Origin of the sequence: Geobacillus sp. FSL W8-0026, from assembly GCF_037966255.1 — a bacterium.
Lineage (GTDB): Bacteria > Bacillota > Bacilli > Bacillales > Anoxybacillaceae > Geobacillus > Geobacillus icigianus.
In genome coordinates this window covers 746,952-772,973 of the sequence record NZ_CP150194.1, presented here as the reverse complement: position 1 = coordinate 772,973, position 26,022 = coordinate 746,952, and the positions used below count along the sequence as shown (strand labels likewise).

The window sequence follows — 26,022 nt, the reverse complement described above, 5'->3', positions numbered from 1 at the left end:
GGGACTGGTGATCCGTTTATCAAACCCTTTTCACAAATAGAAAAGCCCTGTCGCATCAGGAGCGCCGTTCAAACGTTCCCCCATTGCCGAAGAGAAACAACCGTTTTTCACCAGCCATTTAGGAGGGCGGTGATGAAAGGGATGGGTTGCTTCACCGCCTTGTTTCTCAAATGGAGAACCCTTGTGGCATCGGTTTCTCGTTTCACGTCATCCGCCGTGGGCTAGGGGCGATTGCTGTTTTTTACCAGCCATTTGGATTTCGGGATGTAATATCGCTTTTCCGACAGCCCCGTTGTTCCCTTCGCGAGCCGCGATGCCGAACCGCGTTTCCGCCGAGCGGAAAACGGTGCCATTACTGCTTCGGCGCCGTTTCTCCTTCCCACTCGAGCATGCCGCCGGTCATGTTGCGGACGCGGTAGCCGAGCTCCTGCAAGTAGCGGCAGACGTTTTCGCTCCGCCGTCCGGAGCGGCAGACGAAAATATATTCTTCATCGCGGTCGAATTCCGCAAGCCGGTCAGGGATGTCACCCATTTTGATATGCTTCGCCCCAGGAATCATACCGAGGGCGACTTCCTCATCCTCGCGCACATCGACAATGTTCAACTTTTCGCCGCGCTCAAGTTTTTCCTTCACTTCGGCCGGCGTAATTTCCTTGATTTCTTCCATAGCCGATCAGCCCCTTTCTCTCGCGTTTTCGACAAAAGGCAGCAGGGAAGGCGTCGATTCCTCCCCGCTTGCGCTAGCTAGGCGGAAACTAGTTTCAGATGATCGTTCCTTCCCGCCGCGTGCGCCGCCCCAAACCGGGCGGCCGCTTTTCCATCAATTAGCGACGATATTGACGAGCTTGCCGGGGACGGCGATCACTTTGCGCACCGTTTTGCCGGCAAGCTGCTCTTTGATTTTTTCATCGGCGAGCGCCCGCTCCTCGAGCGCTTCTTTCGATAAGTCCACCGGCACGTTGAGCTTGGCTCGCACTTTGCCGTTGATTTGGATGACAATTTCGACGACGTCTTCGACCAGCTTCGCTTCATCATACGTCGGCCATGGTTCATAGGCGATCGTGTCCGTATGGCCGAGCTTTTGCCACAGTTCTTCGCCGATGTGCGGGCAAACCGGCGACAAAAGCTTGACGAACCCTTCCATGTATGCTTTTTTCATTTGCTCCGCCTTATACGCTTCATTGATGAAGACCATCAGCTGCGAAATGGCGGTGTTGAAGCGCAAGGCTTCGTAGTCTTCCGTCACTTTTTTCACCGTTTGATGATAGACGCGCTCAAGCTGGTCGTTCGCCGGTTCGTCGACGATGTTCGGGTTCAGTTCCCCACTTTCAGTGACAAACAGCCGCCAGACGCGGTCAAGGAAGCGGCGCGCCCCGTCGAGCCCTTTCGTCGACCAGGCGATCGACGCCTCGAGCGGCCCCATGAACATTTCGTACAGCCGAAGCGTGTCGGCCCCATGGCTGTCAACGATGTCATCCGGGTTGACGACGTTGCCTTTTGATTTGCTCATTTTTTCGTTGTTTTCGCCTAAAATCATCCCTTGGTTAAACAGCTTTTGGAACGGCTCTTTCGTCGGTACGATGCCAAGGTCATAGAGAAACTTATGCCAGAAGCGGGCGTAAAGCAAATGCAAGACGGCGTGCTCCGCCCCGCCGATGTAAACGTCGACCGGCAGCCATTGTTTCAGTTTTTCCGGATCGGCGAGCTGCTTATCGTTGTGCGGGTCGATGTAGCGCAAATAATACCAGCAGCTTCCCGCCCATTGCGGCATCGTGTTCGTTTCGCGCCGCCCTTTTTTGCCCGTTTTCGGGTCGACGACGTTGACCCATTCGTCGATGTTGGCGAGCGGCGACTCACCCGTTCCCGACGGACGGATTTCATCCGTTTTCGGCAAGACGAGCGGCAGTTCCTCTTCCGGCACGGTCGTCATCGTTCCGTCTTCCCAATGGATGATCGGAATCGGCTCACCCCAGTAGCGCTGGCGGCTGAACAGCCAGTCGCGCAGCCGGTACGACACTTTTTTCCGCCCTTTGCCGTGCTCCTCAAGCCAAGCGATCATTTTTTCGCTCGCTTCCTGCTTGTTCAAGCCGTTTAAAAACTCGGAGTGGATGTGCTCCCCGTCGCCGGTGTACGGCCCGTTTTCAATATCGCCGCCAGCGACGACTTCTTTGATCGGCAAATCGAACGTTTTCGCAAACTCGTAGTCGCGCTCATCGTGCGCCGGCACGGCCATGATCGCCCCCGTGCCGTAGCCCATCAACACGTAGTCGGCGATCCAAATCGGAAGCCGAGCACCAGTCACTGGATGGATGGCGTACGCGCCGGTGAACACGCCCGTCTTTTCTTTCGCCAAATCGGTGCGCTCGAGATCGCTTTTGCTTTGCACTTCTTTCAAGTAAGCGGCAACGGCCGGTTTTTGCTCCGGCGTGGTGATTTTCTCGACAAGCGGATGCTCGGGCGCCAAGACGGTGTACGTTGCGCCAAACAGCGTATCTGGCCGCGTTGTAAACACCGTGAACGTCTCGTCATGGCCGTCAACGGCGAACTCGATTTCCGCTCCTTCCGAACGGCCGATCCAGTTGCGCTGCATCTCCTTGATGCTTTCCGGCCAGTCGAGCTCTTCCAAATCTTCGAGCAGCCGGTCGGCATAGGCGGTAATTTTCAACATCCATTGCCGCATCGGCTTGCGGATGACCGGATGCCCGCCGCGCTCGCTCCGGCCGTTGATCACTTCCTCGTTCGCCAGCACCGTGCCGAGCGCCGGGCACCAGTTGACCGGCACCTCATCCATATACGCAAGCCCTTTTTCGTACAGCTTTAAGAAAATCCATTGCGTCCATTTGTAATAGTTCGGGTCGGTCGTGTTAATTTCGCGATCCCAGTCGTACGAAAAGCCAAGCGATTTAATTTGCCGGCGGAAGTTGTCGATGTTTTTTCGCGTAAACTCGGCCGGGTCGTTTCCAGTATCGAGCGCATACTGCTCGGCCGGCAGCCCGAACGCGTCCCAGCCCATCGGATGAAGGACATTATACCCTTGCATCCGCTTCATACGCGCCAAAATGTCGGTCGCCGTATACCCTTCCGGATGGCCGACGTGCAAGCCGGCGCCGGACGGATACGGGAACATGTCGAGCACGTAAAACTTCGGTTTGTCGTCCTCATCGGGCGTGCGGAACGTTTTGTTTTTCTCCCAATAGTCCTGCCATTTTTTTTCGATTTCGCGGTGGTTGAAGCTCATCGCAGCACTCCTCCTATCAAGATTTTGCTTCTACTTGCATCATGGACGAAAGTATGTACAAAAAAACCTCTCATCCCCATGCAAAGGGACGAGAGGCGCGCTTCCCGCGGTACCACCCTTTTTGGCGCGCCCATGGCGCACCCGCTTTGCTCCTTAACGCAGATTCACGGCCGACGTTAGTAGGCAGCGCCGTTCGCGCCGGCAACTCCGAGGCGAGTTCACAGGCTGGCTTCGGTTGACTCGCACCGACCGTCAACTCTCTGCTGTCCGCCAAGCCCGCTACTGCTCCTCTTCACCGCTGTTCGCTTCATTGACGTTTTCGTTACATACGAAATGACAAATTTAATTATTATTTTAAAAAATTTGTCGAGCGATTGCAAGCCGAAACTTATGGGACTGGTGATGAAATCGTGCATCCCGCTTCCTGGCATCGTTTCTCAACTAGAAAAACCTTGCATCATCGAGCAAAGGAAATCGCTGTTTTTCATCAGCCTTCTATACGGTTGCCGCCGTTTTTTCTTCAGTCTCCCGCGCCGACTTCGGCAGCCAGCGGTCGTACAACAACGCGGCTGCCGCTGCCAACAGGGCGAACCCGACAAGCAATCCGATGGTGACAATCAGCAAAAACGCCGCATAAAGCAGCGAATTGGCTAAAAACACGAACGAGAGCGAATACGAAGCGACGAGCCCGCCGAGCGCCGAACCGATGGCAACGCCGACGTTTTGCGCCACATACAAGGCATTGAACGCCCGCCGTCCCCCTTCAGGCCAAAGCGCGCCGGCATACGCCGAGGCCAGGGGAAACACGATGCCGCTGCCGATGCCGATAAGCGCCAAAAACACCGCGTAATGCGGCCAACCGTGCCAGACGCTCAAGCCGGCCGAAGCCGCCATCGTCACACAAGCGCCGATCAAGAGAGCGCGAAACCCGCCAATCCGGTCAAACAAAACGCCGCCGATGAGGCTGCCGATGACGCTCCCCCCGGAGTTGAGCATCAGCACCGCTCCCGCCACCGCCAGCGGCTGGTCAAGCTGTTCGTGCAAATAAATCGTATTGAGCGGCCATAAAAAAGACCCGCCTGTCACGTTGAGCGTCATGCCAACGAGCAGCCACCAAAGCGCGCGGGGCATCAATCATCATCCTTTTCATCCGTTTTCTTTTGACTCCCGAAATAATTGTAGGAGAAAACCGGAAAAAAAGCAATCCAAAAAAAGCGCAAAGGCATCAGCGAGCAAACGACAGGGCCGCCTTGCGCCAACATCCCCGCCGCCGTTCAGCCAAAAATTCCATGGGCAGCGCGATCTACCCTCCACCCGGGGAGAAAAATCCGCACCAGCTCGGCATTTTCACAGAAAACCACTAGGCCATGCCTCCGCTTTGGGATGAACACCACCGCTTGCTGCACGACATTTTTACGAAAAAAGGCGGCTTGATGGCCGCCCGCGGTCCGGAATGACTCACCCGTTGCGCTGCTTGGAACGGATTGGCTGTCCGCCCGTTTGTTCGTACTGCTTTTTGGCCAATTTGACCGGGTCGAACTCTTGACCGAGCTCGAGATCGTTATTGTTTCGGCCGTTGCGCGTTTTTTGTTCCGGATTGGTTTGCTTGAGGCGTCGCTTCATATCGTGTCCCTCCTCGTTGCTGTTTCCCCGTCGTTTTCGGTTTTCTCTTGGCGGGTCGTCCATTTGCCGCTCGTCTCAGCGGTCAAGCAAAATCATTTCGTTTTGCAGCTGCTCAAGCTGGAGCCGCATCCGGTGCAGCTGTTCGCGCTGCTGGGCGTTGCAGCTGCGGGCGAGGTGCGCCAAATCGAGCACCGTTTGCTCGAGCATTTGCTGGGCGTTTGTATATTCTGTGAGGTTGTAATGCTCTTGCTTTTGCGCTTCGGTATATTGTTCTTTCGCAAAGCGAATGACATCTTCACAGCGCTGCAAAAACTCTTCCACCGATTGTCGTGTCGCCATGCGTTCACCCCTTTTCATCATCTTCCCTCATGTTTACTATGCGCCGCCTGCGGCCGTCGTATCACGCCAATGATTGGCAGGCGACCGATCACCGCGATGGTGTGACCGGCAATCGGCCGCCCTAGTCGTGCTGACACGCCCCGCGGTCGTTGAGGTTCTCTCAATAGCCACCGGCGAAGGACGGCGACGGGATTCGAGCATCGGCAGTCGCTTTTCCCCGCAGTTTTTGCTACAATGCCGACATCGGGCCTTCATCTCGCTTGATCCGCGCTAAGCGGTTCGCCGCTTCGAGACAGCGGACGGCCGAGCCGGACGGACAGCCGTCTGCCATCCGCCCGAGCGTCAACGATCCATCGATCACAAGGAGGACCAACCGATGGCATTGATGAACATTTTGCCGTTTGCCCGTTTTTTGCTCAACCAAGCGATTCAAGAGGGCGACATCGCCATTGACGCAACGGTCGGCAACGGCCATGATACCGTCTATCTCGCGCAACGCGTCGGCGGCAGCGGCCATGTTTTTGGCTTTGACATCCAACGCGAAGCCATCGCCGCGGCGGCCGCCCGCCTCGCCGAACACGGGCTGCGCGAGCGGGTAACACTGTTAGAGCGAAGCCATAGCGAGCTGCTTGTCGCGCTTCCCGTTGATGTGCACGGGCGGATCGCCGGCGCCGTGTTCAACCTCGGCTATTTGCCCGGCGGCGACAAACAGATCGTCACCCAACCGGAATCGACGATCGCTGCGGTCAGCCAGCTGCTTTCCGTCATGAGGCCGGGCGGCGTGATCGTCCTGGTCGTCTACCATGGTCATCCCGAAGGAAAGTGCGAACGGGACGCGCTTCTTGATTACGTCCGCTCTCTTGATCAACGGCGCGTCCACGCCTTGAAATACGAATTCATCAATCGGCAAAACGATCCGCCGTTTTTGCTGGCGCTGGAAAAGCGGGAAGAGGAAAACGGGCAACCGGCCGGCGAGCGCTAAACCGCGCTGCTCTGCCCTCTTCTCGTTCTCTTTCATCCCACCGGCGCAGCGAGCGGAAACGAAGCGTGAGCCTCCAAAGCGAAAAAACGGGGGAGACGGGCTCAGACCAACAAAGTTCCCTTGTCCAAACCGGCACCTCGACACAAAAACGGCCGCCCTTATGAAAAGGACAGCCGTTTTTGTGTACCTTGCCAAAAGCGATAAGCCTTGCCGTTCCAGTAAAAAAACTGCGACGCCGCCCCGCCGGCACGGACAAGCCGGCGCGCCAGCCGGCGCAAACCGCGCTGCTTTTTCACCTTGTCATCCGATAAATAAAGCCCAAGCAGCCCGCGGTGAATGAGGCGGTGAAATTCACCGTGCGGCAGCCCGCTCACCTGGCGATCGGCTTCTTCGATGAAATGGCAAAGCCGCTCGAGCATCACCGTTTCATTCGGGTAGTAAAAACAAAAATTCAAATCGCCGCCTTCGCGGTCCTCTTCTTGGTCGATCAAATAATCAAGCAAGATGTGCAACCCTTGAATGTACGGAAAATAGCCGTCGCGCACGCGCCGTGCCATCTCCGGTGGCAACGATTCGCCAAACGCATAGGCGACAAGGCAGAAAATGCCGAGCGTCGAGCCAGAGCAGGCGGAAAATTCGTACCACTCCATCGGCGGCAACGAATCTTTATGCTGGGCAAACCATTGCACAAGCCGCGGCACGCGCTCACGGGCGTCGACATGTTTATGCACTTGCAAGTCGCAATAATACCCGGCCAATTCATGCAAAAACGGAGCGATCGTTTCATAGTGGCGAACCGTTCCGAGCACTTCTTGGCACGTGCGCACGAGCGCCGGCAAGTAGCCGCCGTCTTCCTGTTCGCGGCGATGGCGGTAATAGTTCGACGGCTCGGCCCCAAGCGTCAAGGCGTCCGGCATCGATTCATGCAAGGCGCGAAAATCGACCGGATCGAGCGAAGTGCTGCGATCGCACAAATTATCCAAATAGTCGCTGATGGTCTGATAGGCGACGATAAAACGGACGCACGGCTCGATTTGTTCCCCGGCTAAAAGCGCCAAAATCGCTCCGCCTTCGCAATGAAACGTTTTCGCCGCGATGCTGGCGAGCGCTTGCCGCCGCAGTTCCGGATCGGGGATTTGCTCGGCTCGGCGCCGCCAGCCGGCCAGTTCGCGGTGGACAAGCGGAAACACGTCACGGTACACCATTTTCAGCAATGCAATCGGATGGGTCGGGATCTTCAATCGGGCTCACCTCGGGCGCAAAAACAAATGCTTTGTCTATTAGTATTGCCAGCCCCACCGCCTTCACAAACCGCCGCAGTGCGCGTTCATCGGCGAGCGGGGACGCATAAACTACATCATTCACATCGACAAGCGCGTGCAAAACAGCGGGATACCGTTGTACAATACTTGATGAACAAGATTGCCATAGAAAGGAACGAACGACGATGATTTATCCGTACAAAGGCAAAACGCCAATCATTGCTCCATCCGCCTTCATCGCCGACTATGTGACGATCACCGGCGATGTCACGATCGGCGAGGAGACGAGCGTCTGGTTTCACACCGTCATCCGCGGCGACGTGGCGCCGACGATCATCGGCAACCGGGTCAATATCCAAGATAACTCAATTTTGCATCAAAGTCCAAACAATCCGCTCATCATTGAAGACGGCGTGACCGTCGGCCATCAAGTCATTTTGCACAGCGCCATTGTTCGCAAAAACGCCTTGATCGGCATGGGATCGATCATCCTCGATGGCGCCGAAATCGGCGAAAGCGCGTTTATCGGTGCCGGCAGCTTGGTGCCCCCCGGCAAAACCATCCCGCCGAACGTGCTCGCCCTCGGACGGCCAGCGAAAGTGGTGCGCGAGCTAACCGAGGACGATTTCCGCGAAATGGAACGCATTCGCCGCGAATATGTCGAAAAAGGACAATATTACAAGGCGCTCCAGCAGCAGCGGACCAACCGGCCGTAACGAGCCGACTTCTTGCTCGGTCGCCAAGCCGCGCGACGGGACGCACACGAACCGCCAGAAGAACAAAGTCCGGATGGGCCATCAAGGCCAGCCGCGCCTTCTTGGCGAGACCACACTTCTTTTTCGAAGCAAGCGAACCATGAAAACGAACAAGAGGGCGGCCGGCTATCGCCTGCAGGCCACCCTCTTGTGTCTTTATTGCTTGCTCGCCAACGCCAGCGCTTGCTCTTTCAACAAGGCAGCTTTGTCGGTGCGCTCCCACGGCAAGTCGATGTCCGTGCGCCCGAAATGGCCGTAAGCGGCCGTTTGTTTGTAAATCGGACGGCGCAAGTCAAGCATTTTAATGATGCCGGCCGGACGAAGGTCGAAGTTGTTGCGCACGACTTCAATTAAAATGTCTTCAGACACCTTGCCGGTGCCGAACGTATCGATCGAAATCGAGACCGGACGGGCGACGCCGATCGCGTAGGCGAGCTGCACTTCGCACTTATCGGCGAGCCCGGCCGCAACGATGTTTTTCGCCACATAGCGGGCCGCATACGCCGCCGAGCGGTCGACTTTCGTCGGGTCTTTGCCCGAGAACGCGCCGCCGCCATGACGGGCGTAGCCACCGTACGTGTCAACGATGATTTTCCGTCCCGTCAGCCCGGCATCCCCTTGCGGACCGCCGATGACGAATCGGCCGGTCGGGTTAATGAAGTAGTTCGTGTTCTCATCCAACAGCTCCGTCGGAACCACCGGCTTGATGACATGTTCTTTAATGTCACGTTCCATTTGGTCTTGAGTAATGTCCGGATGATGTTGCGCAGAAACGACGATCGTGTCGACGCGCACCGGTTTGCCGTTTTCATCGTATTCGATCGTCACCTGCGTTTTGCCATCGGGACGCAAATACGGCAACACGTCCGTTTTGCGCACTTCCGCCAAGCGGCGCGCCAAACGGTGGGCGAGCGAAATCGGCAGCGGCATCAGCTCTTCCGTTTCATTGCAGGCAAACCCAAACATAAGCCCTTGGTCGCCGGCGCCGATCGCTTCAATTTCCTCATCCGTCATCTGACCTTCGCGCGCCTCAAGCGCCCGATCCACTCCCATCGCGATGTCCGGCGACTGTTCGTCAATCGACGTGAGCACGGCGCACGTGTCGGCGTCAAATCCGTATTTCGCGCGCGTATAGCCGATTTCGCGAACCGTATCGCGGACGATGCGCGGAATATCGACGTACGTCGATGTCGTAATTTCCCCACTCACGAGCACCAGCCCGGTCGTGACGCTTGTTTCACAAGCAACGCGGGCGTTCGGGTCTTTTTCCAAAATGGCATCCAAAATCGCATCGGAAATTTGGTCGCAAATTTTGTCCGGGTGTCCTTCGGTTACAGACTCTGAAGTAAACAAGCGGCGTTTGGCTGACATTCGGCTCATTTCCTCCTCTTGACGTAATGTGGCGATACGGAACTCGTTTCCCTTGGCAATATAAAAAAACCTTTCCTGTCACGGTGAGGAAAGGTCATTGCAATCGGATTGCTTCCTTTCACTCTTATCGTTCAAGGACTGCGCCTTGCCACAGGTTAGCACCATTTCACACATGTACAGTTGTGACGGTTGCTGGGCTTCATCGGGCCTGTCCCTCCGCCGGCTCGGGATAAGAGTATCCGTTCAATGACTTATCATATCGCAACAAACGAACGGAAGTCAACCATACAAAACATTTTTTTATTGTTCAAAAAATGAGGAAAAATAAGTCCGAAAAACCTTCACAATTAGTATGGACTATTAATAAAAATGTGTTATACTATTTTCAAAAGTGATTCCAATAAAGAAGGCAGGTTTTGAACATGGGGATTGCCAATATGACGAATAAACTCGATCTCTTGCTGCAAAAACCGTACGTCCACCACCAACTGTCCGTCGCGGAACTCGTTGAAAAAGTGCTGCAGCGAAAGGAAGGCCGGCTGACGCATACCGGCGCCGTCGCCGTCACGACCGGCAAGTACACGGGGCGGTCGCCGAAAGACAAATACATCGTCGAAGAGCCGTCAACGAAACAAACGGTCGACTGGGGAACGGTCAACCAGCCGATGGCGCCGGAAACGTTTGAAAAACTGTACGACAAAGTGCTCGATTATTTGTTAAAACAAGAGGAACTGTTCGTCTTTAAAGGCTTTGCCGGCGCCGATCCGAAATCTCGGCTGCCGATTCAAGTCGTCAATGAATTCGCCTGGCACAACTTGTTCGTCCATCAGCTGTTCATCCGGCCGAGCGCCGCAGAGCTCGCCGCGCATGAACCGCAATTTACCGTCATTTGCGCGCCGAATTTTAAGGCGGACCCGGCTGTGGACGGCACGCGCTCGGAAGCGTTCATCATCATTTCCTTTGAACGCCGCGTCGTCCTAATCGGCGGGACGGAGTACGCCGGCGAAATGAAAAAATCGATCTTCTCGGTGATGAACTATTTGCTGCCGGAACAAGGCATCCTGCCGATGCACTGCTCGGCCAACGTCGGCCAGGAAGGCGACGTCGCCCTCTTCTTCGGCTTGTCGGGAACCGGGAAAACGACGCTCTCCACCGATCCGAACCGCCGCTTGATCGGCGATGACGAACATGGCTGGTCGAGCCGCGGCATTTTCAATATCGAAGGCGGCTGCTATGCGAAATGCATCAACTTATCGCGCGAGAAAGAGCCGCAAATTTTTGACGCCATCGGCTTTGGCGCCGTGCTCGAAAACGTCGTTCTCAACGACGCGACACGGGTGCCGGATTACGATGACGGCACGCTGACAGAAAACACGCGCGCCGCCTACCCGCTTCAAGCGATCAAAAACATCGTCGACCCGAGCGTCGCCGGCCATCCGTCCACGATCGTGTTCCTGACGGCCGATGCGTTCGGCGTTCTACCGCCGATCAGCAAACTGACGCGCGAACAGGCGATGTACCATTTCTTAAGCGGCTACACAAGCAAACTCGCCGGCACAGAACGCGGCGTCACCGAACCGGAAGCGACGTTCTCGACGTGCTTTGGCGCGCCGTTTTTGCCGCGCCCGGCCGTTGAATACGCGGAAATGCTCGGGCAAAAAATCGCTGAGCACAACGTCCGCGTCTTTTTGGTCAACACCGGCTGGACAGGAGGGCCGTACGGCGTCGGCAGCCGCATGAAGCTCGCCTACACCCGCGCGATGGTGCAAGCCGCCGTCGAAGGAGAGCTTGACAACGTCGAAACCGTGCACGACCCGATCTTCGGCCTCGCCATCCCGGCGCACGTCCCCGGCGTGCCCGACGACGTCTTGCGCCCGCAAAACACATGGGCTGACAAACAAGCGTACGAACAAAAAGCGAAAGAACTGGCGGAAAAATTCCGCGCCAACTTCCGAAAGTTCGCCCATATCGACCCGACGATCGAAAAGCTCGGCGGACCGCTCGTATAACGAACCTCCGGCCGGACAGGGAGCCGTTCCCTGTCCGGCTGTTTTTTATTTCTTTCCTTTGCTTTGGACTCCGACACTGAATCCTTAAGCATTTCTGTACGTCGATCCGTTTCATTCGCCTCAAACAACCTCAAAACAACCGGACTCGATCAAACGCAATGGGCTTCTGTGTTTTCATTTGTCGCAATGGCCATTAGTTCTGTAAGGAATACGTAATGTCATCAAAAGATGGATGATTAATGAACTTGCGCATGATTTCTAAAGTTTTTACTCCCTGTTCCCCCAAGAATTGTGTTCTTGCCTCTATTTCTTCAACTGTTTTCCGCAAATCATCCATATACTTATCAGAATTTTTAGAATCATTAAACAAGTGATAAAGATGCATAATTCCTATAGAAACTCCAGCAGCATGATATGCTCTGTCTAAAGGCCTTTTGATTTTCAAGATGGTTGATGTAACTAGAGCTTCTTCTTTTGCACATTCATTAGCATTAGGAAACATACAGTTAATCATATCATCCAAGAAGATACTTTGGTGGATAAACTCATGATAAATGGCCTCTGCATATTCAATGATTGACCAATCAGATTGAGGGTTTAACCATACTAATCCCATAACATTGGACACTGATCCTCCACCAAACAAATCTTTTTTTAAAATCAAAAAGGTACCAATAAGTGTATTAATTAAATCATACAAATCATTATGCAATACTTTGATCAACTTTAATGCTTTTTCAATTCTATCAGTAATTACTTCTTGCTCTTGTTGTGAATAAATGTGTTTATCGTTTTCCAAATCCTCTTTGTCAATCATACCCAAACTAAGTAATTTATTTTGCAATGTTTTATCAAAATATGTAACATGTATTTTTTCGTTTGAGTATGGAACAGGAACATCTTGAATATAATTTATGGCTTCAAAATATTTCTCTTTTAACGTGACACCTAATGGGAATTTCTTTCCACTTTCCTGCTCGACATAATTTTTTAGAATCTCGATATTCTCGATAATGTGTGATTTATGCAGAAATGGTAAAAAGATTTTTGATTCTGTCTGAACTATACTTGACATACTACTCCCCCTATTCACGGTATATTTATGGCTCTTCACCACAAAATACACTTGACAAAAAACGTTTTTCATAACGTCAAAAAGATCAATTTCCATTTTTTGTTATTTTGTTCAACCGGGAGGGTCAATATCATGTTTGTTCCTAAAAGTCAAGTACATCTTTCACCCGAGTTCGACAGTTTTGAGGTCATTTTAGGCTCTTGGGTGATGTCCCCACGGGTGAAGGAGCGCTCCCCTTCCCATGGGTCGTAACCGTCGAGGTTGGACTTTTCGCGATGTTCCTGGAGCTAGTTGAGTTTTAGCGATCAACTAGCCCCATTTTTTTCATAAATTGAACAAACTACTTTGTCAAATGAATTTGCATTCTAAGTGGTTGTACTACAAGAGACATTTGTGCATTACTTTTTAAATAATGTTCAACATAACGTTTAATATTTTCGACATGCTTTTTATTCATGGAATAACACCTCCTTCTATTTGTATTCATTGCCATTTTAACAAAAAAATGTATAATTACAACAATCAAAAAAATAAAATTATTCTATACCTGTGGTGCTAATTGAGCGCTGATGCTCAACCAGCACCATAGAAATAAAAATGGACTCTAAACAGAATAAGGGGGAGGCTTCCATTGCTTCAGTATATCCATTCGCCTTTAGGAAATTGTTGAAAATCCATCCGCTTTCTTTCGCCTCCTCGCTTAGGGGCGCGACAAAAAGCTCGTTTTATCAAAAACTGAAGAGCTGGCTTTTGGTTCGTGTTTACGATTCCATTACCAATCGTTTCGATGATCAAAGAGAGGATTGAGGTCATGAAAAAGAAACCATTTCATTTCCTTTGGATCGGACAATCTTTCGCGAATTTCGGAGATGTGTTCTACATTGTTTCCGTTGTCTCTTGCCTATATCATTTGACATCGAAAGCCATGGCTGCCGCCTTAGTCCCTTTTTTCGTTACATTGTCGTTATTTATTAGTGGAATCGTCGCACCGATATTTTTCGAAAAATATAAACTAAAAACGTTATTGTCCTACGGACAACTGTGTAAAACATTTCTGCTGCTTTTTCTCTCGCTGTTTTTGCAATGGGGTGCGGAACATCACATTGCGATCGTTTACGTTTTTGTATCATTGATCGCTTTTTTAGACGGGATCAATAATCCGATTAAAAACTCCCTCGTTCCTTTTATAGTTTCCAAGGAGGAAATCTTGAAAGCCAACAGTTTTTTAAACACGTTAGACCAATTCATCAAACTTAGCGCATGGCCGATCGGGAGTTTGATTGTCAGTGCGGGATCGCCGTTCCTTTTAATCCATATCACCTTATTGTTCTATATCGTTTCAAGCATTCTCATGTTTCTGTTGCCTATACAAGAACATACAAAGAAGAATACGGTCCAAGACAAAGGCCTAAAGAACTTTCTCCTTTCGATCCGTCTAGGATGGGAATACACGTGGAGAAATGTGCACGCAAAATCGATTAGCTTCATGTCATTTTTTGAAGGAATCGGAAATGGCGTCTGGATTTCGGCCATCCTTTATATGTATGTGAAAGAACAATTACATGTAGGAGAGGAATGGTGGGGATATATTAACTCTGTTTTCTTTGGCGGCATGGTGATAGGGGGATTGTTAAGCGTTAAGTTTAGTCAATCGGTTGAAAAAAACCAGCAATTTTTTGTATTGTTTGGCCCGTTTTGTATCGCTATTGTCACACTGTTATTTGGCACAACGACGCACGGTGCGCTGGCGCTTCTGTATTCCGCCCTGTACGGGATCATCGAACAATGGAAGCTGATCTGTCTTCAGACGATTCTTCAAAAAAATGCCCGGATGGACGCTCTGCCTCATGTTTTTGCCGTGCAGGGAGTCATTAGTTCCGTAACATTCGGAATTTCCACATTGTTAATGAGCTTTATCGCCGATGTTTACGGGATTCGTTTTTCATTTTATTTGTCTGTTTGCTGCTTTTTGATCAGCGGCTGGATCAGTTATCGTCAGCGGAAAATCTGGAGTTATAAGGAGAACCAAAAAGGAGAAATCACGGGAACTATTTTGTGAGCTCCCTCTGTAAATGATCACTTTATTTCAGAACAAAGCAAAGGAATCAGTCTTGCTTCATCATATGGCAGAGTGCAAACCGAAGGATTGTTTGCGCCCCTGCCTTTTCAACATTAGAATCAAAACGCCAATCGGGACGATGAACGTCGCCGACAAATTCTGTCAATAGACTTTACCCTCGATGGCCGTAAGGTTCGAACGCATAAAATGATTGTCGTCGATCCCCCGGGATTTTTGCACGATTGGAGGTCGACGACAATGCGAAGGCGGGTTTACTTCTTCAGCTGTTCAATCTTTTCCGCCGGCAGCCCGGTCAACTCGTGGATCGTGTCGACATCATATCCTTTAGCAAGCATGCGCTTCACCACCTCAAGCTTCCCTTCCTCGATCCCTTGTTGGCGCCCTTGTTTCATGCCTTGTTTGATCCCTTGTTCGATTCCCTTCTCGATTCCCTTTTCCATTCCCCGCTGTTCATACGAAATGATGAGTTCCATGACTTGCTTCGCCTCCTTTGTCTCCATTTGGCTCACCTCGTTTCGCAGTTTCGCTTCCTCTTCTGCAGACAACCGCAAATATGTTTCAAAAAAGCCGAACAACAACCGCTGTTTTGCCTCATCGAGCTCAAGGCGGACGAGCATGCGCAAAAACTCTTTTTTCACTTCGACTTTCTCTTCTTTATTATACCCCATTTTGCTTATCAAGGCGGCGGCGACAGGGTTGTCATGGCGGATGTACGCGCGCCACGGCAGTTTGCGCAATTCCACCGTCAAGTAACGAAAATCGAGAACGGTCAAGAACGGAAACTGGATGCGCCACGAAGAAGGTTCATCGCGGGATTCGTCATAGCTGAAGATGGCAATTGGAACAATGCGGCGGCGGTATTTTTGAAACAGGCGGCTAAAGTAGAGGAACATTCGCTCAGGGAACGTCTGTTGGACATAGCTTTGGTGTTCGACATGGACGATGATGAGCCCTTCCTCCCCCTTCATCTTCGTTTCGACCAATAAGTCGACGCGATGCTTCTCCCCCGCCGTGACGTCGGTAAACAGTTCTTCTGAGAGGAAAGAGAGGTGGCGAACGTCAATGTGCTCGTACACATCGGGAAAAAAGAGAAGCAAAAATTCTTCGAAGAACGTCGACAGCAACTCCTTGAACAACCGGTCGTGATCGATTCGCGGTTTGGTCACGTTTTCCCTCCTTGCGACATTGAATTCGCTGTATTTTATTCGCTCTTTGTGGCCGAATTCCTTCTTTAATCGGTCCTGCTTTTCACGCGTTCCCCCATTGATGAAGGGAATCAGCGGTTTTTCACCAGCCTTGTCAGTCGCCCTGACGACACAGGCTAAAGACGGCAAGAACCGAAACTAAGGGCGCAAACGGCTTTTCCGTTTGCACCCCTGCCAAATGAATCCGCACTGATCAAACCGTCTCCTGTTGTCCGTCGCTTCGTGTTCAATTCGTTGAATACAAGCTGACGAGTTCGTACGTCACCGTCGTCCGGTTGTCTTCCCATTCCAGCTTTTTCACGACGGCGATGCCGCTCGCTTCGCTTTGCAGTGTCCGGCGCACTTCAAGCGGCACGTCGAGGGGATATAAGCGGTAGCCGTCTTTTTTCAGCACGAACAAATTGCCTTGGACGCGCTGTTCGTTTCCTTTGGTCACAATGAGCGTCTGCAGCTCCATCGGCATGCCCATCCTGTCCGACCTCCTTGCTTTTGATCGATTCCAATCGCGGTCTGCTAGAACCCTTCGCAACATCAAGCCGATTCCCGGCAACGGCTCGGTTCCGATTCTTGCCCAGCGAACGATCGGCCGCTCCGTCTCCGCCGGTCATGGCCGCAAGCTCCCGGCGGTCAAAGACCAAACTCGGCGAAAGCCGTTTCCTCTTCTATCGTATCACACGGTCGGCTGTTGTTTCATCCAATCCGTAAGCCTTTTCACCGTCTCGCGGTTGGCGTGCGGTGGAAAATAGTGAGTGAACTTGGAAAAATACCATGCGGTCACTCGCTTGCCGAGCTCCTTCAGTCGCCGTTCCAGCCGCCAGGCGTGTTCGATCGAGACGTTGTCATCGCGCCCGCCGTGGATGATGAGCACCGGCGCGCGGAGCCGCTCGAGATGATAAAGCGGGGTTCGATGCCGATAGCGCTCCGGGCATTTGTTCGGCGTGCCGCCGATGACACGCTTCATCATCCGCCGCAAATCCGGACGTTCCCAGTACGTCAGCGCCACATCCGTCACACCGCCCCAAACCGCGACGGAACAAACCCGTTCAGCGAGCATGGCGGCATGAAGCGCCATCGCTCCGCCGCGCGAGAAGCCAAACACGTGCACGCGCCCCGGATGGACGAGCGGGTGGCGGCGAAGAAGCTCAACTCCCGCGATGGCGTCACAGCGGTCATCACCGACAAAATCTTCGTTCCCTTCCCCGCCACCGTTGCCGCGATAGAGCGGGGCGAAGACGACAAAGCCGTGCGATGCGAATTGAATGAGGCGCGGCACCCGCACTTGCCCGACGTTTTTGATCCCGCCACGCAAATACAAAAACCCGTCATACACCTTGTTTTGGTTTGGCACAGCCAAAAATCCTTTCACCTTCAGCCCTTGGGACATATAGGTGACAAAGAACACCTCGATGCCCGGATGCGGCGACGGAAACCGATAGTGGTCGATGATATCCCCGTCCATCGCTCTCTCTCCTTTCCACGCAAATTCCCCTCGTCCGAAAGCCGACGGGTGCGCACAACGCGTCCCGGCCGCCGCCCGTTCTCGGCCGAACGCCCATTTTTTTCTAGGAAGGCGATGATTTAAGGGAGTAGGGCGCTTACCCGCCTCGTTTCGCAAATACAAAAAACCCCGCGGCAACAGTCCTGCTTTTCACACGTTCCCTCATCGAGCAAGGGAAACAGTTGTTTTTCATCAGCCTCCTAGGCATTCACACATTTTTCGCCCGCGCATACGATAAGGTGAAACCAATGTTCACTACACGTAGACGAAAAGGGGGTAGGCTACATGAACAAATGGATGGTATGGTTGTGTTCGCTTCTTCTCCTTCTGCCGCTCGCTGCCTGCGGCAACGGCAACGGCCAAGGAGAAAAGCCGCTGAAAAACGTCCGGCTCGCCGAAGTGACGCACTCGATTTTTTACGCGCCGCAGTACGTCGCCTTAGCGAAAGGCTTCTTTAAAGAAGAAGGGCTCGATGTCGAGCTGACGACGACATGGGGCGGCGACAAAACGATGACGACGCTGCTGTCCGGCGGCGCGGATATCGCCTTGGTCGGCTCGGAAACATCTATTTACGTCTATGCGCAAGGGACGGATGACCCGGTCATCAATTTTGCGCAACTCACACAAACTGACGGCACGTTTCTCGTTTCCCGCCAAAAAATCGACCACTTTACGTGGGAGATGTTGAAAGGAAGCACGTTCCTCGGTCAGCGGAAAGGCGGCATGCCGCAGATGGTCGGCGAATTTGTGTTGAAACAACACGGCATCGACCCGCATCAAGACTTGAAGCTCATTCAAAACGTCGATTTTGCCAACATCGCCAACGCGTTTGCGAGCGGGACCGGCGATTTCGTCCAGCTGTTTGAACCGACCGCGAGCATTTTTGAGCAAGAAGGAAAAGGCTACATCGTCGCTTCCTTTGGCACCGAGTCCGGGCGCGTCCCGTACACATCGTACATGGCAAAGCAAAGCTATATAAAAGCGAACAAAGACGTCATTGAAAAATTTACGCGCGCCATCTACAAAGCCCAGCAATGGGTGGCATCGCACAGCACCTCGGACATCGCGAAAGCCATTCAGCCGTATTTCAAAGACACCGATTTGGCCCTCATCGAAAAAGTGGTTGATCGCTACAAAAGCCAAGGCACCTACGCGACCGATCCGATTTTGGATGAAGACGAATGGAACCACTTGCAAACGATCATGGATGAAGCCGGCGAGCTGCCAAAACGCATCGATCTCGAAACGCTGGTGGATTCATCGTTTGCCAAAAAAGCGATGAATAAGTAACGAAAGCGGGTGAATCGGATGTTTCTTGCCATCGACCGCCTCTCGCACACGTATTTTACGAAAACGACCGCCGTCACCGCGCTCGATCAAGTGTCGCTGTCCGTCGAGAAAGGAGAATTTGTCTCCTTTCTCGGCCCAAGCGGCTGCGGCAAAACGACGTTGCTGTCGATCATCGCCGGACTCATTGAGCCGACGGAAGGATCGGTCTGCATCGACGGCGAGCCGCTTTGGCCGCGGGAAACGAACGCTGCTATGGCGCGCCGGGCGGGCGGAACGGATTCACCGATCCGCCGCGCGGTCGGCTACATGCTTCAGCAAGACTACTTGTTTCCATGGAAAACGATCGAAGAAAACATCTTGCTCGGCCTCCACATCACGGGGACGTTGACGCCGGAAACGAAAGAGCGCGCGCTCGCCCTGCTTGCTGAGATCGGCCTTGGCGGTGTCGAATCGTATGATCCGAGCCAGCTGTCCGGCGGCATGCGCCAGCGCGCGGCGCTTGTGCGCACGTTGGCGACCGACCCGAAGCTGTTGCTGCTCGATGAGCCGTTTTCCGCCCTTGACCAACAGACGAAGCTGAAATTGGAAGAGCTTGTTTGGAAAACGTTGAAACAATATGAAAAAACGGCGGTGCTCGTCACGCACGACATCGAGGAAGCCATCGCCATGAGCGACCGCATTTTCTTGTTTTCGCCGCGGCCAGGGCGCCTCGTGCGGACGTTTCTCATCCCCAATGAATTGCGTCGCTGCCCGCCGCTTTCCGCTCGCCAGCATCCAGCGTTTTCTCCGCTGTTCCAATCCATTTGGAAGGAGATGGAGTCGCTTGAATCCAGTCGATAATCGCATCAAAGCGCTGCATGACGCCTATCTGGCCGCGCTCCGCAAAGAGCGGCGCGTGATCCGTCTTGGGCAAACCGCGCTCCTTGTCGCCTTTTTCGCCGTCTGGGAAGCGGTGAGCCGCTTCCATTGGGTCGATCCGCTCTTGTTCAGCTCTCCGTCCGCCATTTTCAAGCTGTTCTTGGAAAAAATCGGCGATCATTCTCTTCTCGCGCATACGTGGGCGACTTTGTTTGAAACGATGCTCGGGTTTGTCATCGGCACGGCCGGCGGCGCGCTGATCGGCGCGTTGCTTTGGTGGTTTCCGCGCCTCGCCAAAACGCTCGACCCGTATTTAGTCGTCTTTAACGCCATGCCGAAAGTCGCGCTCGGACCGATGTTGATCGTCGCCCTCGGGCCGGGGTTTACCTCGATTATCGCCATGGGGGTCGTCATCTCGATCATCATTACAACGATTGTCGTTTATGCTTCGTTTCAAGAAGTCGACCCGAACTATATGAAAGTGTTGCGGACGTTCGGCGCCACCCGCTACCAATGTTTCAAAGAAGCGGTGCTGCCGGCATCGTTTCCTGCCATCATTTCCACGCTGAAAGTGAACGTCGGCCTCGCTTGGGTCGGCGTCATCACCGGCGAATTTCTCGTCTCGAAACAAGGGCTCGGGTATTTGATCATTTACGGGTTCCAAGTGTTCAATTTCACTCTCGTCCTCATGAGCCTGCTCATTGTCGCCTTGCTGTCGACGGTGATGTACCAGCTGGTGGCCGTCATCGAGAAAAGATGGAGCAGCCGCCGCTAGCGGGAGGCGCACGCCAAGGCTTGGCGCCTCTTTCATCGGCGGCGCGCCTAACAAGCTGGTGAAAAAACCGCTGTTTTCCATTGATCAATAGGGGAATGTGTGAAAAACAGTTACCGATGCTACATGGTTTCTCTGTTTGAGAAACGAGACGGAGAAGCGCCCTTCTTCCATCACAGAGCTCCTAACGCCGCCTCGGCGTGTCGTTGTTTTTGTGATTCCCAGTACCTTTCAGAGATCCTAACGCCGCAAAGCGAGCGTTCGCTCGGCATTGGCGGTGTCGCTCGACTCGATCCGCCAGCGTGCGGCAACAGAACCGGTTTCGCTGGCGCTTGAAACGCGGGACGGCAACATCCCGTTCGCCGGCGACGGATCGGCTGCCCTCAACCAATCCACCCGCGCCGTTTAATTTCCGCAAGCGCCAACGGAAGCACGTCATCCTTCATAAGATAGCTAAACCGCTGATCGGCGCGGATCGGATCCGGCAGCGCCTCAAGCAACACCGGGCCGTTCGTCTCCGCATAGGACCTCCGCTCCGCAAGGCTGGCGATCTCAGCGAAATAAATGTTTTTCACGATATCTGGCTCGACCTCGTATTGACCGATGTATTCGAGCCGACCGACGACTCCGCCCGTTTCTTCCTTCACCTCGCGGACCGCGGCGGCCGCGGCGGTTTCCCCGCGTTCCACTTTGCCTCCGGGAAACTCAAGGCCCCGGCTCGGATGATCCGTCAGCAACCACTGGCCTTGGTAGCGGCAAATGACCCACACATGCCCGGGGGTCGAGGAAAACGGATGGTCCGCAAAGGCCAGCCGGACGCGATACCCGTAATAATCGCGAAATTCATGCATCGGACTCGCCCCTTTCCCCTCCCCATTATACCGAAAAAAGCCGCCCCGTCTGCGGCTTTTTTACTCGTTCGTTTCGTTTTCAGCGGGAAGAATGCCAAGCGAGCGGATGTGCGCCTTCGCCTCCTCATTGCCGAGCCGATAGATCTGCTCGTAAATCTTTGTCAGCGTCCGATCATAGGCGTCGTTTTCCCGATCATAATGGTATTGGACGTACGGAACATGGGCGCGCCAAAACGCCTGCCAATCCGTCGAATAGTTTTGGTCGAAATACTCGCGCAGCTCAGCGATTTCCCGATCGGTCGCTTGAATTTCAAAATCCCATGACGACGCCGTCTTCAGCTGCGAAATTTCCCCCGTGGCCATGGAAACGTAGTACGTCTTCTTCCGTTCGTCTGCCATACTCGTTCACTCCTTCTGCTCTTTTTGTTTAGTGTGGGGGGATCAAGAAAAAATATGCACCGTTCAATCGCGAAACTGTTTCTGTTGCATTGGGTTTGGCCGTACTGATCGGGAAAACAATGCGGCCGAAAGCTGTCTCGCAGCCTGCAACCGGGGCGGTTCGCCAGCGCGGGAAACACCGCGCCGGCGGCCGCGTTTTCAACGTCGATACGGCAGAAAAGCGCGCTCATTCTCCTTTCGCTCCCGGCATCGCCCTGCCAAAACGGGTCATTCCCCTCCAACCAAGGCGAGCAATACGCGGTTCATTTGATCTCGTCTTTCAATAGCTCGATCGCTTTACGCAGCACGGCTGGAATCGGAACGCCGGCCCGACCGGCGTTTTCGACAATCGAGATAAATTCGTTGGCGATATAGAAAAAGACAATGGCATCGCGTATGATGTGCATATTCCAGCCGATGGCCAAATCGACGAGATGTGCAGCGGCCACCAAAACAAAAATCAACAGCTTGCGGATGATGCCGCGAAACCCGACTTGGCTAGACAACTTCCCTTCCAGCGCGCTAGCAATCATGCCGGTCATATAGTCAACAACAACAAGCGCTACCAAAACGACGACAAATGAATCCACGCTGCCGACGAATATCGACAGAAGCGAACCGAATAGAGAGATTCCCATCATAGGCGCCGATTTATTCACATGCCTCCCCCTCTTCCTCAAGGTGCGCTTCACTATCTTATGCAGGCGGAAGCGGGGCGGCCGCGGCGTTTTTCTTATCCATTCCTTTATTCGACAAAATGACAGAGGGTGTCCAAAAAGATCGGGACACCCTCCATCATCGCTATATTATTATTATATAGACTTCCATGACGAAACATTTTCGTCTCTATCGGAAGGATAAAAATGTCCTTATGTTGAATGCTGGAACTTTACGTATTTTCGAATTCGGGTATTTTCAGGATAGATACTAAACGGCTTCCTTTCCAGACGATATGCTCTGTCTTTCTTGAGGGGGAGATCGCCTTTTGAATCAGCCCCTCTGTCGTCGCTACTTATATACGTAATGACCGTGTTTGGCGCACGATCTGTCGCGCCATCTTGGAGGTCGGTGATTTAAGGGGAAATTCTGCTCTCCAACAGTGTTTCTCAAATTAAAAAACGTTGCAACGTCATCATTTCGTTCGTTGTGATTTTTCACCCATCGAACGAATCTGCTGTTTTTTACCATCCACCTTGAAAATCACCGACCGTTTTGGTCAACCTCTGCCGTTTATCGTCCCAAAAACGATTTCAGCATCCAAACATGCTTTTCCAAGCTGCGGTGAATCCCAAGCAGCATGTCTCCCGTTGTTTCATCGCCGACTTCGTCTGCGACTTGCATCCCTTCTTTCAATTCTCCAATCATCGTTTCAAAATCGCCGACAATGGCGGCGACCATTTGCTCGGCCGTTTCCGTCCCGGATGCTTCCTTGACCGATGCCTGCTCCAACGCGCCTTTCATCGTCGCCACCGGCTTGCCGCCGAGCGCCAACAGTCGCTCAGCCAGCGCGTCAATATGAACGGCCGCTTCATTGTACAGCTGTTCAAACTTCTCATGCAAAGTGAAAAACTGCGGCCCGGTGACGTACCAATGGTAGTTGTGTAGCTTCACATACAGCACAGTCCAGTTTGCGATTTGCTTGTTGACAATGTTTGTTAACGATTTTTCCATACTCATTCCTCCCTATGGTTTCTTTACCCAGCCTACCCGCTGTTGAAACACCCGAATCTTGCCGATGAATAGGTTGCCCGATTCTAGCGGAAATATGAATGCGGGCGCCGGTGCATGGTATAATGGAAAGAAAAAGGCAGGCGCTGTTATGTACTGGCCGCTCGCGATTGGTTTGCTCATCATGGCAGTCATTCTGTTCTTGGCAACCGTCACCACTTCAACAGCGTATAGGTATAAACATCCCATCGCCCCGCTGCCCGAGAAACCAATCGACCAACAACAAACCGGCCCAAAGCAGCCGCAGTAGCGGCGCGGGCCGGCTTGTTCATCAGCCAAACACCTTTTTTAGCTCTTCTTTTTCCTGCGACAGCCAAAAGCGCATCAACTGTTTGGCCGCCTCGAGGTCATGCAGCTTCGCCTGGCCGCATTGCCGCTCGGTCGCCGCCGGCACTTCTGCCGCCTCGAGCGCGTCCTTCATCGCTTCTTCCAACAAATCGATGACGTCGTCCACAGTCGGCGATCCGCTGACGACAAGGTAAAACCCGGTCTGGCAGCCCATCGGCGAGATGTCGATAATATCGAAATGATCGTATTTCGCCGCATGTTTGCGCAGCGTATACGCCAATAAATGTTCGAGCGTATGAATCGCCGCCGGATCCATCGCCTCTTTGTTCGGTTGGCAAAAACGAATGTCAAACTTATTCACAACGCCGTCGCTGCCGACTTTGTGAACGCCGCAGTGCCGCACGTACGGCGCTTTGACCGCGCAATGATCGAGCTCAAAGCTTTCCACTGGTGAAGGCATGTTCCATCACTCCTGACCATTTAGTTTCGTTTTTATCATAACCAAAACGGCGCCCGTCCCGCACCTTTTTTGCCTGCTTCCGCTCCCGGCTTTCCCTGCGCGCGTCTTTTCTTGAATATCGAACCCATTTGTTCTATGCTAAAGACAGTGAAACACGGAAAGGAATGGTGTTCGGTTGGCCCAACTCATGATCGCGCTCATCCGCTTTTACCAGCGGTTTCTCTCCCCGCTCAAACCGCCGACATGCCGCTTTTACCCGACCTGCTCGAACTACGGGATCGAAGCGATCCGCCGCTTTGGCGCGCTCCGAGGAGGATGGCTGACGACAAAGCGCATTTTGAAGTGCCATCCGTTCCATCCGGGCGGTTTTGACCCCGTTCCTGAACCTTCTCAACATCTGAAAAAAACAAAATAGTCGTCTCTTTTCCATAAATTGTCCTTGACCGATCACGCCCAAAATCAACATAATCTGTTTTCTTTGCCCCCCCCCGCCGTTTGCTCAATACGGCGATCATATTTGTCTTTACAAGTCGAACACCTCTTTTGATGAGAAGCCACAAAATCACTTCCCTCTTGCCATTTGGTTCATTTTTTTGTATGATCAATCTTGTTAAATCGTAATGATTACTATTTTCAAGGAGGAGGCTGGACAGATGAACAAAATTCCTGTCACGGTAGTAAGCGGTTATTTAGGAGCTGGAAAAACAACCTTGCTTCATCATATCTTGCACAATCGCGAAGGAAAAAAAATCGCCGTCATTGTCAACGATATGAGCGAAATCAATATTGATGCCGAGCTGATTCGGCAAAACGGCTTTTTCCGCACCGAGGAAAAGCTGGTGCAAATCCAAAACGGCTGTATTTGCTGCACTTTGAGAGAGGATTTAATCAAAGCCGTCGACCAGCTCGTTGAAAATGGGGGGATCGACTATATTGTCATTGAATCTTCCGGAATTAGTGAACCGATTCCCGTCGCTCAAACCTTTACCTATTTAGACGAAGAGCTGGGAATCGACTTGTCGAAAAAATGCCGTTTAGACACGATGGTGACGGTGGTCGATGCCAATCGTTTTTGGGCGGACTTTTCCTCAGGCGAAACCTTGCTTGACCGTCAACAGGCCGTCGCTGAAACGGACAGCCGGGAAATCGCGGATTTGCTCATTGAACAAATCGAATTCGCCAATGTCATCATTGTCAATAAAATCGATCTTGTCTCGCCAGAGGAAGCGCAAAAATTACAAACCGTGCTTCACAAGCTCAATCCAGAAGCCGTCATCATCCCGGCAACCTTCGGCCAAGTGCCGCTTGATTCCATTTTAAACACTCACTTATTTGATTTTGAAAAAGCGAGCCAATCAGCCGGTTGGATCAAAGAGCTGAATGAAGAGCACACCCCCGAGACCGAGCAATACGGCATCTCTTCTTTTGTGTATCGAAGAAGGCGGCCGTTTCATCCGGAACGGTTGATGAATTGGTTTGAAAACTGGCCAACAGAGGTCGTTCGCGCGAAAGGCTTTCTTTGGCTTGCACCTTGGAATGACGTATGCGTTCTCCTATCCCAAGCGGGAACATCCGTCTCCATCCAAGCAGCAGGACGATGGATCGCCTCCTATCCAGAGGAAGATAGACAACTGTTCTTGCAAGAAGAGGGGACATGGCGGGAAAAATGGGATGAGACCTACGGCGATCGCATGACCGAACTCGTGTTCATCGGTATTGACATGAATGCGGATGACATCGCACGCTCGTTGGATCAATGTTTGCTGACCGATGACGAGATGAAGGAAGATTGGACTTTGTTTCCGAATCCGTTCCCTTCATTCGTTCCTTCCGATGACTTCGCGCCGCCTGCTGCTTTAGATATTTCGTAATAACGCAAAACTTGGCGGAAACCGTTTGC

27 protein-coding genes, 1 pseudogene, 1 riboswitch and 1 other annotated feature are annotated in these 26,022 nt (G+C 52.6%); of the genes and pseudogenes, 10 read left to right on the top strand and 18 right to left on the bottom strand.

The genetic code is table 11. From position 1 onward, the window contains the following. Positions 1–352 precede the first annotated feature (352 nt). The 6 genes and pseudogenes from NST29_RS03995 to NST29_RS03970 form a co-directional block, all read right to left on the bottom strand. Positions 353–667, bottom strand: coding sequence for a rhodanese-like domain-containing protein (locus tag NST29_RS03995; protein WP_033020165.1), 315 nt, complete (start codon positions 665–667; stop codon positions 353–355). 153 nt (positions 668–820) lie between these two features. Next, the gene (leuS, locus tag NST29_RS03990) at positions 821–3,238 is read right to left on the bottom strand and encodes a leucine--tRNA ligase (protein WP_339232739.1); all 2,418 of its coding nucleotides are present in this window, start codon (positions 3,236–3,238) and stop codon (positions 821–823) included. A gap of 81 nt (positions 3,239–3,319) precedes the next feature. Next, positions 3,320–3,543 (bottom strand) — a binding site (T-box leader). A 196-nt stretch (positions 3,544–3,739) separates the two neighbouring features. After that, positions 3,740–4,369, bottom strand: a pseudogene (locus NST29_RS03985) (MFS transporter); the annotation flags it as partial. A 327-nt stretch (positions 4,370–4,696) separates the two neighbouring features. After that, entirely contained in the window at positions 4,697–4,861 is a 165-nt protein-coding gene (locus NST29_RS03980; RefSeq protein WP_033020385.1) for a hypothetical protein, read from the bottom strand. Positions 4,862–4,936: 75 nt separating this feature from the next. Next, positions 4,937–5,200: a YtzC family protein gene (locus NST29_RS03975; protein WP_033020386.1), complete on the bottom strand. Its 264-nt coding sequence runs from the start codon at positions 5,198–5,200 to the stop codon at positions 4,937–4,939. 229 nt (positions 5,201–5,429) lie between these two features. Then, on the bottom strand, positions 5,430–5,561 hold the full coding sequence (locus NST29_RS03970; protein ID WP_255358708.1) for a hypothetical protein: 132 nt from the start codon (positions 5,559–5,561) through the stop codon (positions 5,430–5,432). 15 nt (positions 5,562–5,576) lie between these two features. Here NST29_RS03970 and NST29_RS03965 point away from each other — a divergent pair, with 15 nt between their 5' ends. Continuing rightward, the gene (locus NST29_RS03965; protein ID WP_061912410.1) at positions 5,577–6,182 is read left to right on the top strand and encodes a class I SAM-dependent methyltransferase; all 606 of its coding nucleotides are present in this window, start codon (positions 5,577–5,579) and stop codon (positions 6,180–6,182) included. Between the two features lie 158 nt (positions 6,183–6,340). Here the strand turns inward: NST29_RS03965 and NST29_RS03960 are convergent, their stop codons facing one another. After that, entirely contained in the window at positions 6,341–7,423 is a 1,083-nt protein-coding gene (locus NST29_RS03960; RefSeq protein WP_033844371.1) for a tetraprenyl-beta-curcumene synthase family protein, read from the bottom strand. Positions 7,424–7,629: 206 nt separating this feature from the next. Here NST29_RS03960 and NST29_RS03955 point away from each other — a divergent pair, with 206 nt between their 5' ends. Next, on the top strand, positions 7,630–8,160 hold the full coding sequence (locus tag NST29_RS03955; RefSeq protein WP_033020391.1) for a gamma carbonic anhydrase family protein: 531 nt from the start codon (positions 7,630–7,632) through the stop codon (positions 8,158–8,160). 195 nt (positions 8,161–8,355) lie between these two features. Here the strand turns inward: NST29_RS03955 and metK are convergent, their stop codons facing one another. Then, complete coding sequence (gene metK / locus NST29_RS03950) at positions 8,356–9,570, bottom strand: methionine adenosyltransferase (protein WP_033020393.1); 1,215 nt, start codon at positions 9,568–9,570, stop codon at positions 8,356–8,358. 121 nt (positions 9,571–9,691) lie between these two features. Continuing rightward, positions 9,692–9,806: riboswitch (SAM riboswitch) on the bottom strand. A gap of 186 nt (positions 9,807–9,992) precedes the next feature. Here metK and pckA point away from each other — a divergent pair. Beyond that, a complete protein-coding gene (pckA, locus tag NST29_RS03945; protein ID WP_033020395.1) occupies positions 9,993–11,579 on the top strand; it encodes a phosphoenolpyruvate carboxykinase (ATP) in 1,587 nt (528 codons plus the stop codon). Positions 11,580–11,772: 193 nt separating this feature from the next. On the opposite strand, the gene NST29_RS03940 is transcribed toward pckA, so the two are convergent. Further along, a complete protein-coding gene (locus NST29_RS03940) occupies positions 11,773–12,654 on the bottom strand; it encodes an HEXXH motif-containing putative peptide modification protein (RefSeq protein ID WP_241771953.1) in 882 nt (293 codons plus the stop codon). A gap of 811 nt (positions 12,655–13,465) precedes the next feature. Here NST29_RS03940 and NST29_RS03935 point away from each other — a divergent pair. Continuing rightward, complete coding sequence (locus tag NST29_RS03935; protein ID WP_033018136.1) at positions 13,466–14,713, top strand: MFS transporter; 1,248 nt, start codon at positions 13,466–13,468, stop codon at positions 14,711–14,713. Positions 14,714–14,985: 272 nt separating this feature from the next. On the opposite strand, the gene NST29_RS03930 is transcribed toward NST29_RS03935, so the two are convergent. From NST29_RS03930 to NST29_RS03920, 3 genes are all read right to left on the bottom strand, one after another. Continuing rightward, positions 14,986–15,900, bottom strand: coding sequence for an Rpn family recombination-promoting nuclease/putative transposase (locus tag NST29_RS03930; protein WP_033018137.1), 915 nt, complete (start codon positions 15,898–15,900; stop codon positions 14,986–14,988). Positions 15,901–16,165: 265 nt separating this feature from the next. Continuing rightward, positions 16,166–16,408, bottom strand: a complete 243-nt coding sequence (locus NST29_RS03925) for a DUF2584 domain-containing protein (RefSeq protein ID WP_033018138.1) — start codon at positions 16,406–16,408, stop codon at positions 16,166–16,168. 201 nt (positions 16,409–16,609) lie between these two features. Then, complete coding sequence (locus tag NST29_RS03920) at positions 16,610–17,398, bottom strand: prolyl oligopeptidase family serine peptidase (protein WP_033018140.1); 789 nt, start codon at positions 17,396–17,398, stop codon at positions 16,610–16,612. Positions 17,399–17,722: 324 nt separating this feature from the next. Here NST29_RS03920 and NST29_RS03915 point away from each other — a divergent pair, with 324 nt between their 5' ends. From NST29_RS03915 to NST29_RS03905, 3 genes are read left to right on the top strand one after another with little or no spacing between them, the layout of a single operon-like run. Beyond that, positions 17,723–18,727 carry an ABC transporter substrate-binding protein gene (locus NST29_RS03915; protein ID WP_339232738.1) on the top strand — a complete coding sequence of 335 codons (1,005 nt, stop codon included), beginning with the start codon at positions 17,723–17,725 and terminating at the stop codon, positions 18,725–18,727. Positions 18,728–18,745: 18 nt separating this feature from the next. Next, complete coding sequence (locus NST29_RS03910; RefSeq protein ID WP_033844386.1) at positions 18,746–19,567, top strand: ABC transporter ATP-binding protein; 822 nt, start codon at positions 18,746–18,748, stop codon at positions 19,565–19,567. Further along, positions 19,551–20,360 carry an ABC transporter permease gene (locus tag NST29_RS03905; protein WP_033844387.1) on the top strand — a complete coding sequence of 270 codons (810 nt, stop codon included), beginning with the start codon at positions 19,551–19,553 and terminating at the stop codon, positions 20,358–20,360. Before NST29_RS03910 ends, NST29_RS03905 begins: the two co-directional genes overlap by 17 nt. Before the next feature lie 237 nt (positions 20,361–20,597). On the opposite strand, the gene NST29_RS03900 is transcribed toward NST29_RS03905, so the two are convergent. From NST29_RS03900 to NST29_RS03880, 5 genes are all read right to left on the bottom strand, one after another. Then, positions 20,598–20,744 (bottom strand): hypothetical protein, encoded by a 147-nt coding sequence (locus NST29_RS03900; protein WP_156102742.1) that lies wholly within the window; start codon positions 20,742–20,744, stop codon positions 20,598–20,600. Next, complete coding sequence (gene ytkD / locus NST29_RS03895) at positions 20,741–21,208, bottom strand: RNA deprotection pyrophosphohydrolase (RefSeq protein ID WP_033844389.1); 468 nt, start codon at positions 21,206–21,208, stop codon at positions 20,741–20,743. Before ytkD ends, NST29_RS03900 begins: the two co-directional genes overlap by 4 nt. Positions 21,209–21,268: 60 nt before the next feature. Next, entirely contained in the window at positions 21,269–21,607 is a 339-nt protein-coding gene (locus NST29_RS03890) for a hypothetical protein (protein WP_033018288.1), read from the bottom strand. A gap of 302 nt (positions 21,608–21,909) precedes the next feature. After that, positions 21,910–22,305 carry a phage holin family protein gene (locus NST29_RS03885; RefSeq protein ID WP_033018291.1) on the bottom strand — a complete coding sequence of 132 codons (396 nt, stop codon included), beginning with the start codon at positions 22,303–22,305 and terminating at the stop codon, positions 21,910–21,912. A gap of 571 nt (positions 22,306–22,876) precedes the next feature. Continuing rightward, on the bottom strand, positions 22,877–23,317 hold the full coding sequence (locus tag NST29_RS03880; RefSeq protein WP_033018292.1) for a Dps family protein: 441 nt from the start codon (positions 23,315–23,317) through the stop codon (positions 22,877–22,879). A gap of 64 nt (positions 23,318–23,381) precedes the next feature. Between NST29_RS03880 and ytzI the strand changes: the two genes are divergently transcribed. Beyond that, positions 23,382–23,624, top strand: coding sequence for a YtzI protein (ytzI, locus tag NST29_RS03875; protein WP_339232736.1), 243 nt, complete (start codon positions 23,382–23,384; stop codon positions 23,622–23,624). 21 nt (positions 23,625–23,645) lie between these two features. Here ytzI and NST29_RS03870 read toward each other — a convergent pair whose 3' ends face one another. Further along, the gene (locus NST29_RS03870) at positions 23,646–24,122 is read right to left on the bottom strand and encodes an S-ribosylhomocysteine lyase (protein ID WP_033844392.1); all 477 of its coding nucleotides are present in this window, start codon (positions 24,120–24,122) and stop codon (positions 23,646–23,648) included. A gap of 175 nt (positions 24,123–24,297) precedes the next feature. Here NST29_RS03870 and yidD point away from each other — a divergent pair, with 175 nt between their 5' ends. Both yidD and NST29_RS03860 read left to right on the top strand, forming a co-directional pair. Next, entirely contained in the window at positions 24,298–24,537 is a 240-nt protein-coding gene (gene yidD / locus NST29_RS03865) for a membrane protein insertion efficiency factor YidD (protein WP_153017145.1), read from the top strand. Between the two features lie 238 nt (positions 24,538–24,775). Then, a complete protein-coding gene (locus NST29_RS03860; RefSeq protein WP_033844397.1) occupies positions 24,776–25,993 on the top strand; it encodes a GTP-binding protein in 1,218 nt (405 codons plus the stop codon). Positions 25,994–26,022 lie beyond the last annotated feature (29 nt).

Bases quoted from the DNA above. Each gene is read 5' to 3' on its own strand.
- NST29_RS03955 (WP_033020391.1), top strand. From the start codon at position 7,630: ATGATTTATCCGTACAAAGGCAAAACGCCAATCATTGCTCCATCCGCC.
- leuS (WP_339232739.1), bottom strand. From the start codon at position 3,238: ATGAGCTTCAACCACCGCGAAATCGAAAAAAAATGGCAGGACTATTGG.
- NST29_RS03890 (WP_033018288.1), bottom strand. From the start codon at position 21,607: ATGGCAGACGAACGGAAGAAGACGTACTACGTTTCCATGGCCACGGGG.
- metK (WP_033020393.1), bottom strand. From the start codon at position 9,570: ATGTCAGCCAAACGCCGCTTGTTTACTTCAGAGTCTGTAACCGAAGGA.
- NST29_RS03915 (WP_339232738.1), top strand. From the start codon at position 17,723: ATGAACAAATGGATGGTATGGTTGTGTTCGCTTCTTCTCCTTCTGCCG.
- NST29_RS03920 (WP_033018140.1), bottom strand. From the start codon at position 17,398: ATGGACGGGGATATCATCGACCACTATCGGTTTCCGTCGCCGCATCCG.
- NST29_RS03980 (WP_033020385.1), bottom strand. From the start codon at position 4,861: ATGAAGCGACGCCTCAAGCAAACCAATCCGGAACAAAAAACGCGCAAC.
- NST29_RS03880 (WP_033018292.1), bottom strand. From the start codon at position 23,317: ATGGAAAAATCGTTAACAAACATTGTCAACAAGCAAATCGCAAACTGG.
- NST29_RS03940 (WP_241771953.1), bottom strand. From the start codon at position 12,654: ATGTCAAGTATAGTTCAGACAGAATCAAAAATCTTTTTACCATTTCTG.
- ytkD (WP_033844389.1), bottom strand. From the start codon at position 21,208: ATGCATGAATTTCGCGATTATTACGGGTATCGCGTCCGGCTGGCCTTT.
- NST29_RS03860 (WP_033844397.1), top strand. From the start codon at position 24,776: ATGAACAAAATTCCTGTCACGGTAGTAAGCGGTTATTTAGGAGCTGGA.
- NST29_RS03870 (WP_033844392.1), bottom strand. From the start codon at position 24,122: ATGCCTTCACCAGTGGAAAGCTTTGAGCTCGATCATTGCGCGGTCAAA.
- NST29_RS03910 (WP_033844386.1), top strand. From the start codon at position 18,746: ATGTTTCTTGCCATCGACCGCCTCTCGCACACGTATTTTACGAAAACG.
- NST29_RS03965 (WP_061912410.1), top strand. From the start codon at position 5,577: ATGGCATTGATGAACATTTTGCCGTTTGCCCGTTTTTTGCTCAACCAA.
- NST29_RS03995 (WP_033020165.1), bottom strand. From the start codon at position 667: ATGGAAGAAATCAAGGAAATTACGCCGGCCGAAGTGAAGGAAAAACTT.
- NST29_RS03975 (WP_033020386.1), bottom strand. From the start codon at position 5,200: ATGGCGACACGACAATCGGTGGAAGAGTTTTTGCAGCGCTGTGAAGAT.
- ytzI (WP_339232736.1), top strand. From the start codon at position 23,382: ATGAATAGGTTGCCCGATTCTAGCGGAAATATGAATGCGGGCGCCGGT.
- NST29_RS03925 (WP_033018138.1), bottom strand. From the start codon at position 16,408: ATGGGCATGCCGATGGAGCTGCAGACGCTCATTGTGACCAAAGGAAAC.
- NST29_RS03935 (WP_033018136.1), top strand. From the start codon at position 13,466: ATGAAAAAGAAACCATTTCATTTCCTTTGGATCGGACAATCTTTCGCG.
- pckA (WP_033020395.1), top strand. From the start codon at position 9,993: ATGGGGATTGCCAATATGACGAATAAACTCGATCTCTTGCTGCAAAAA.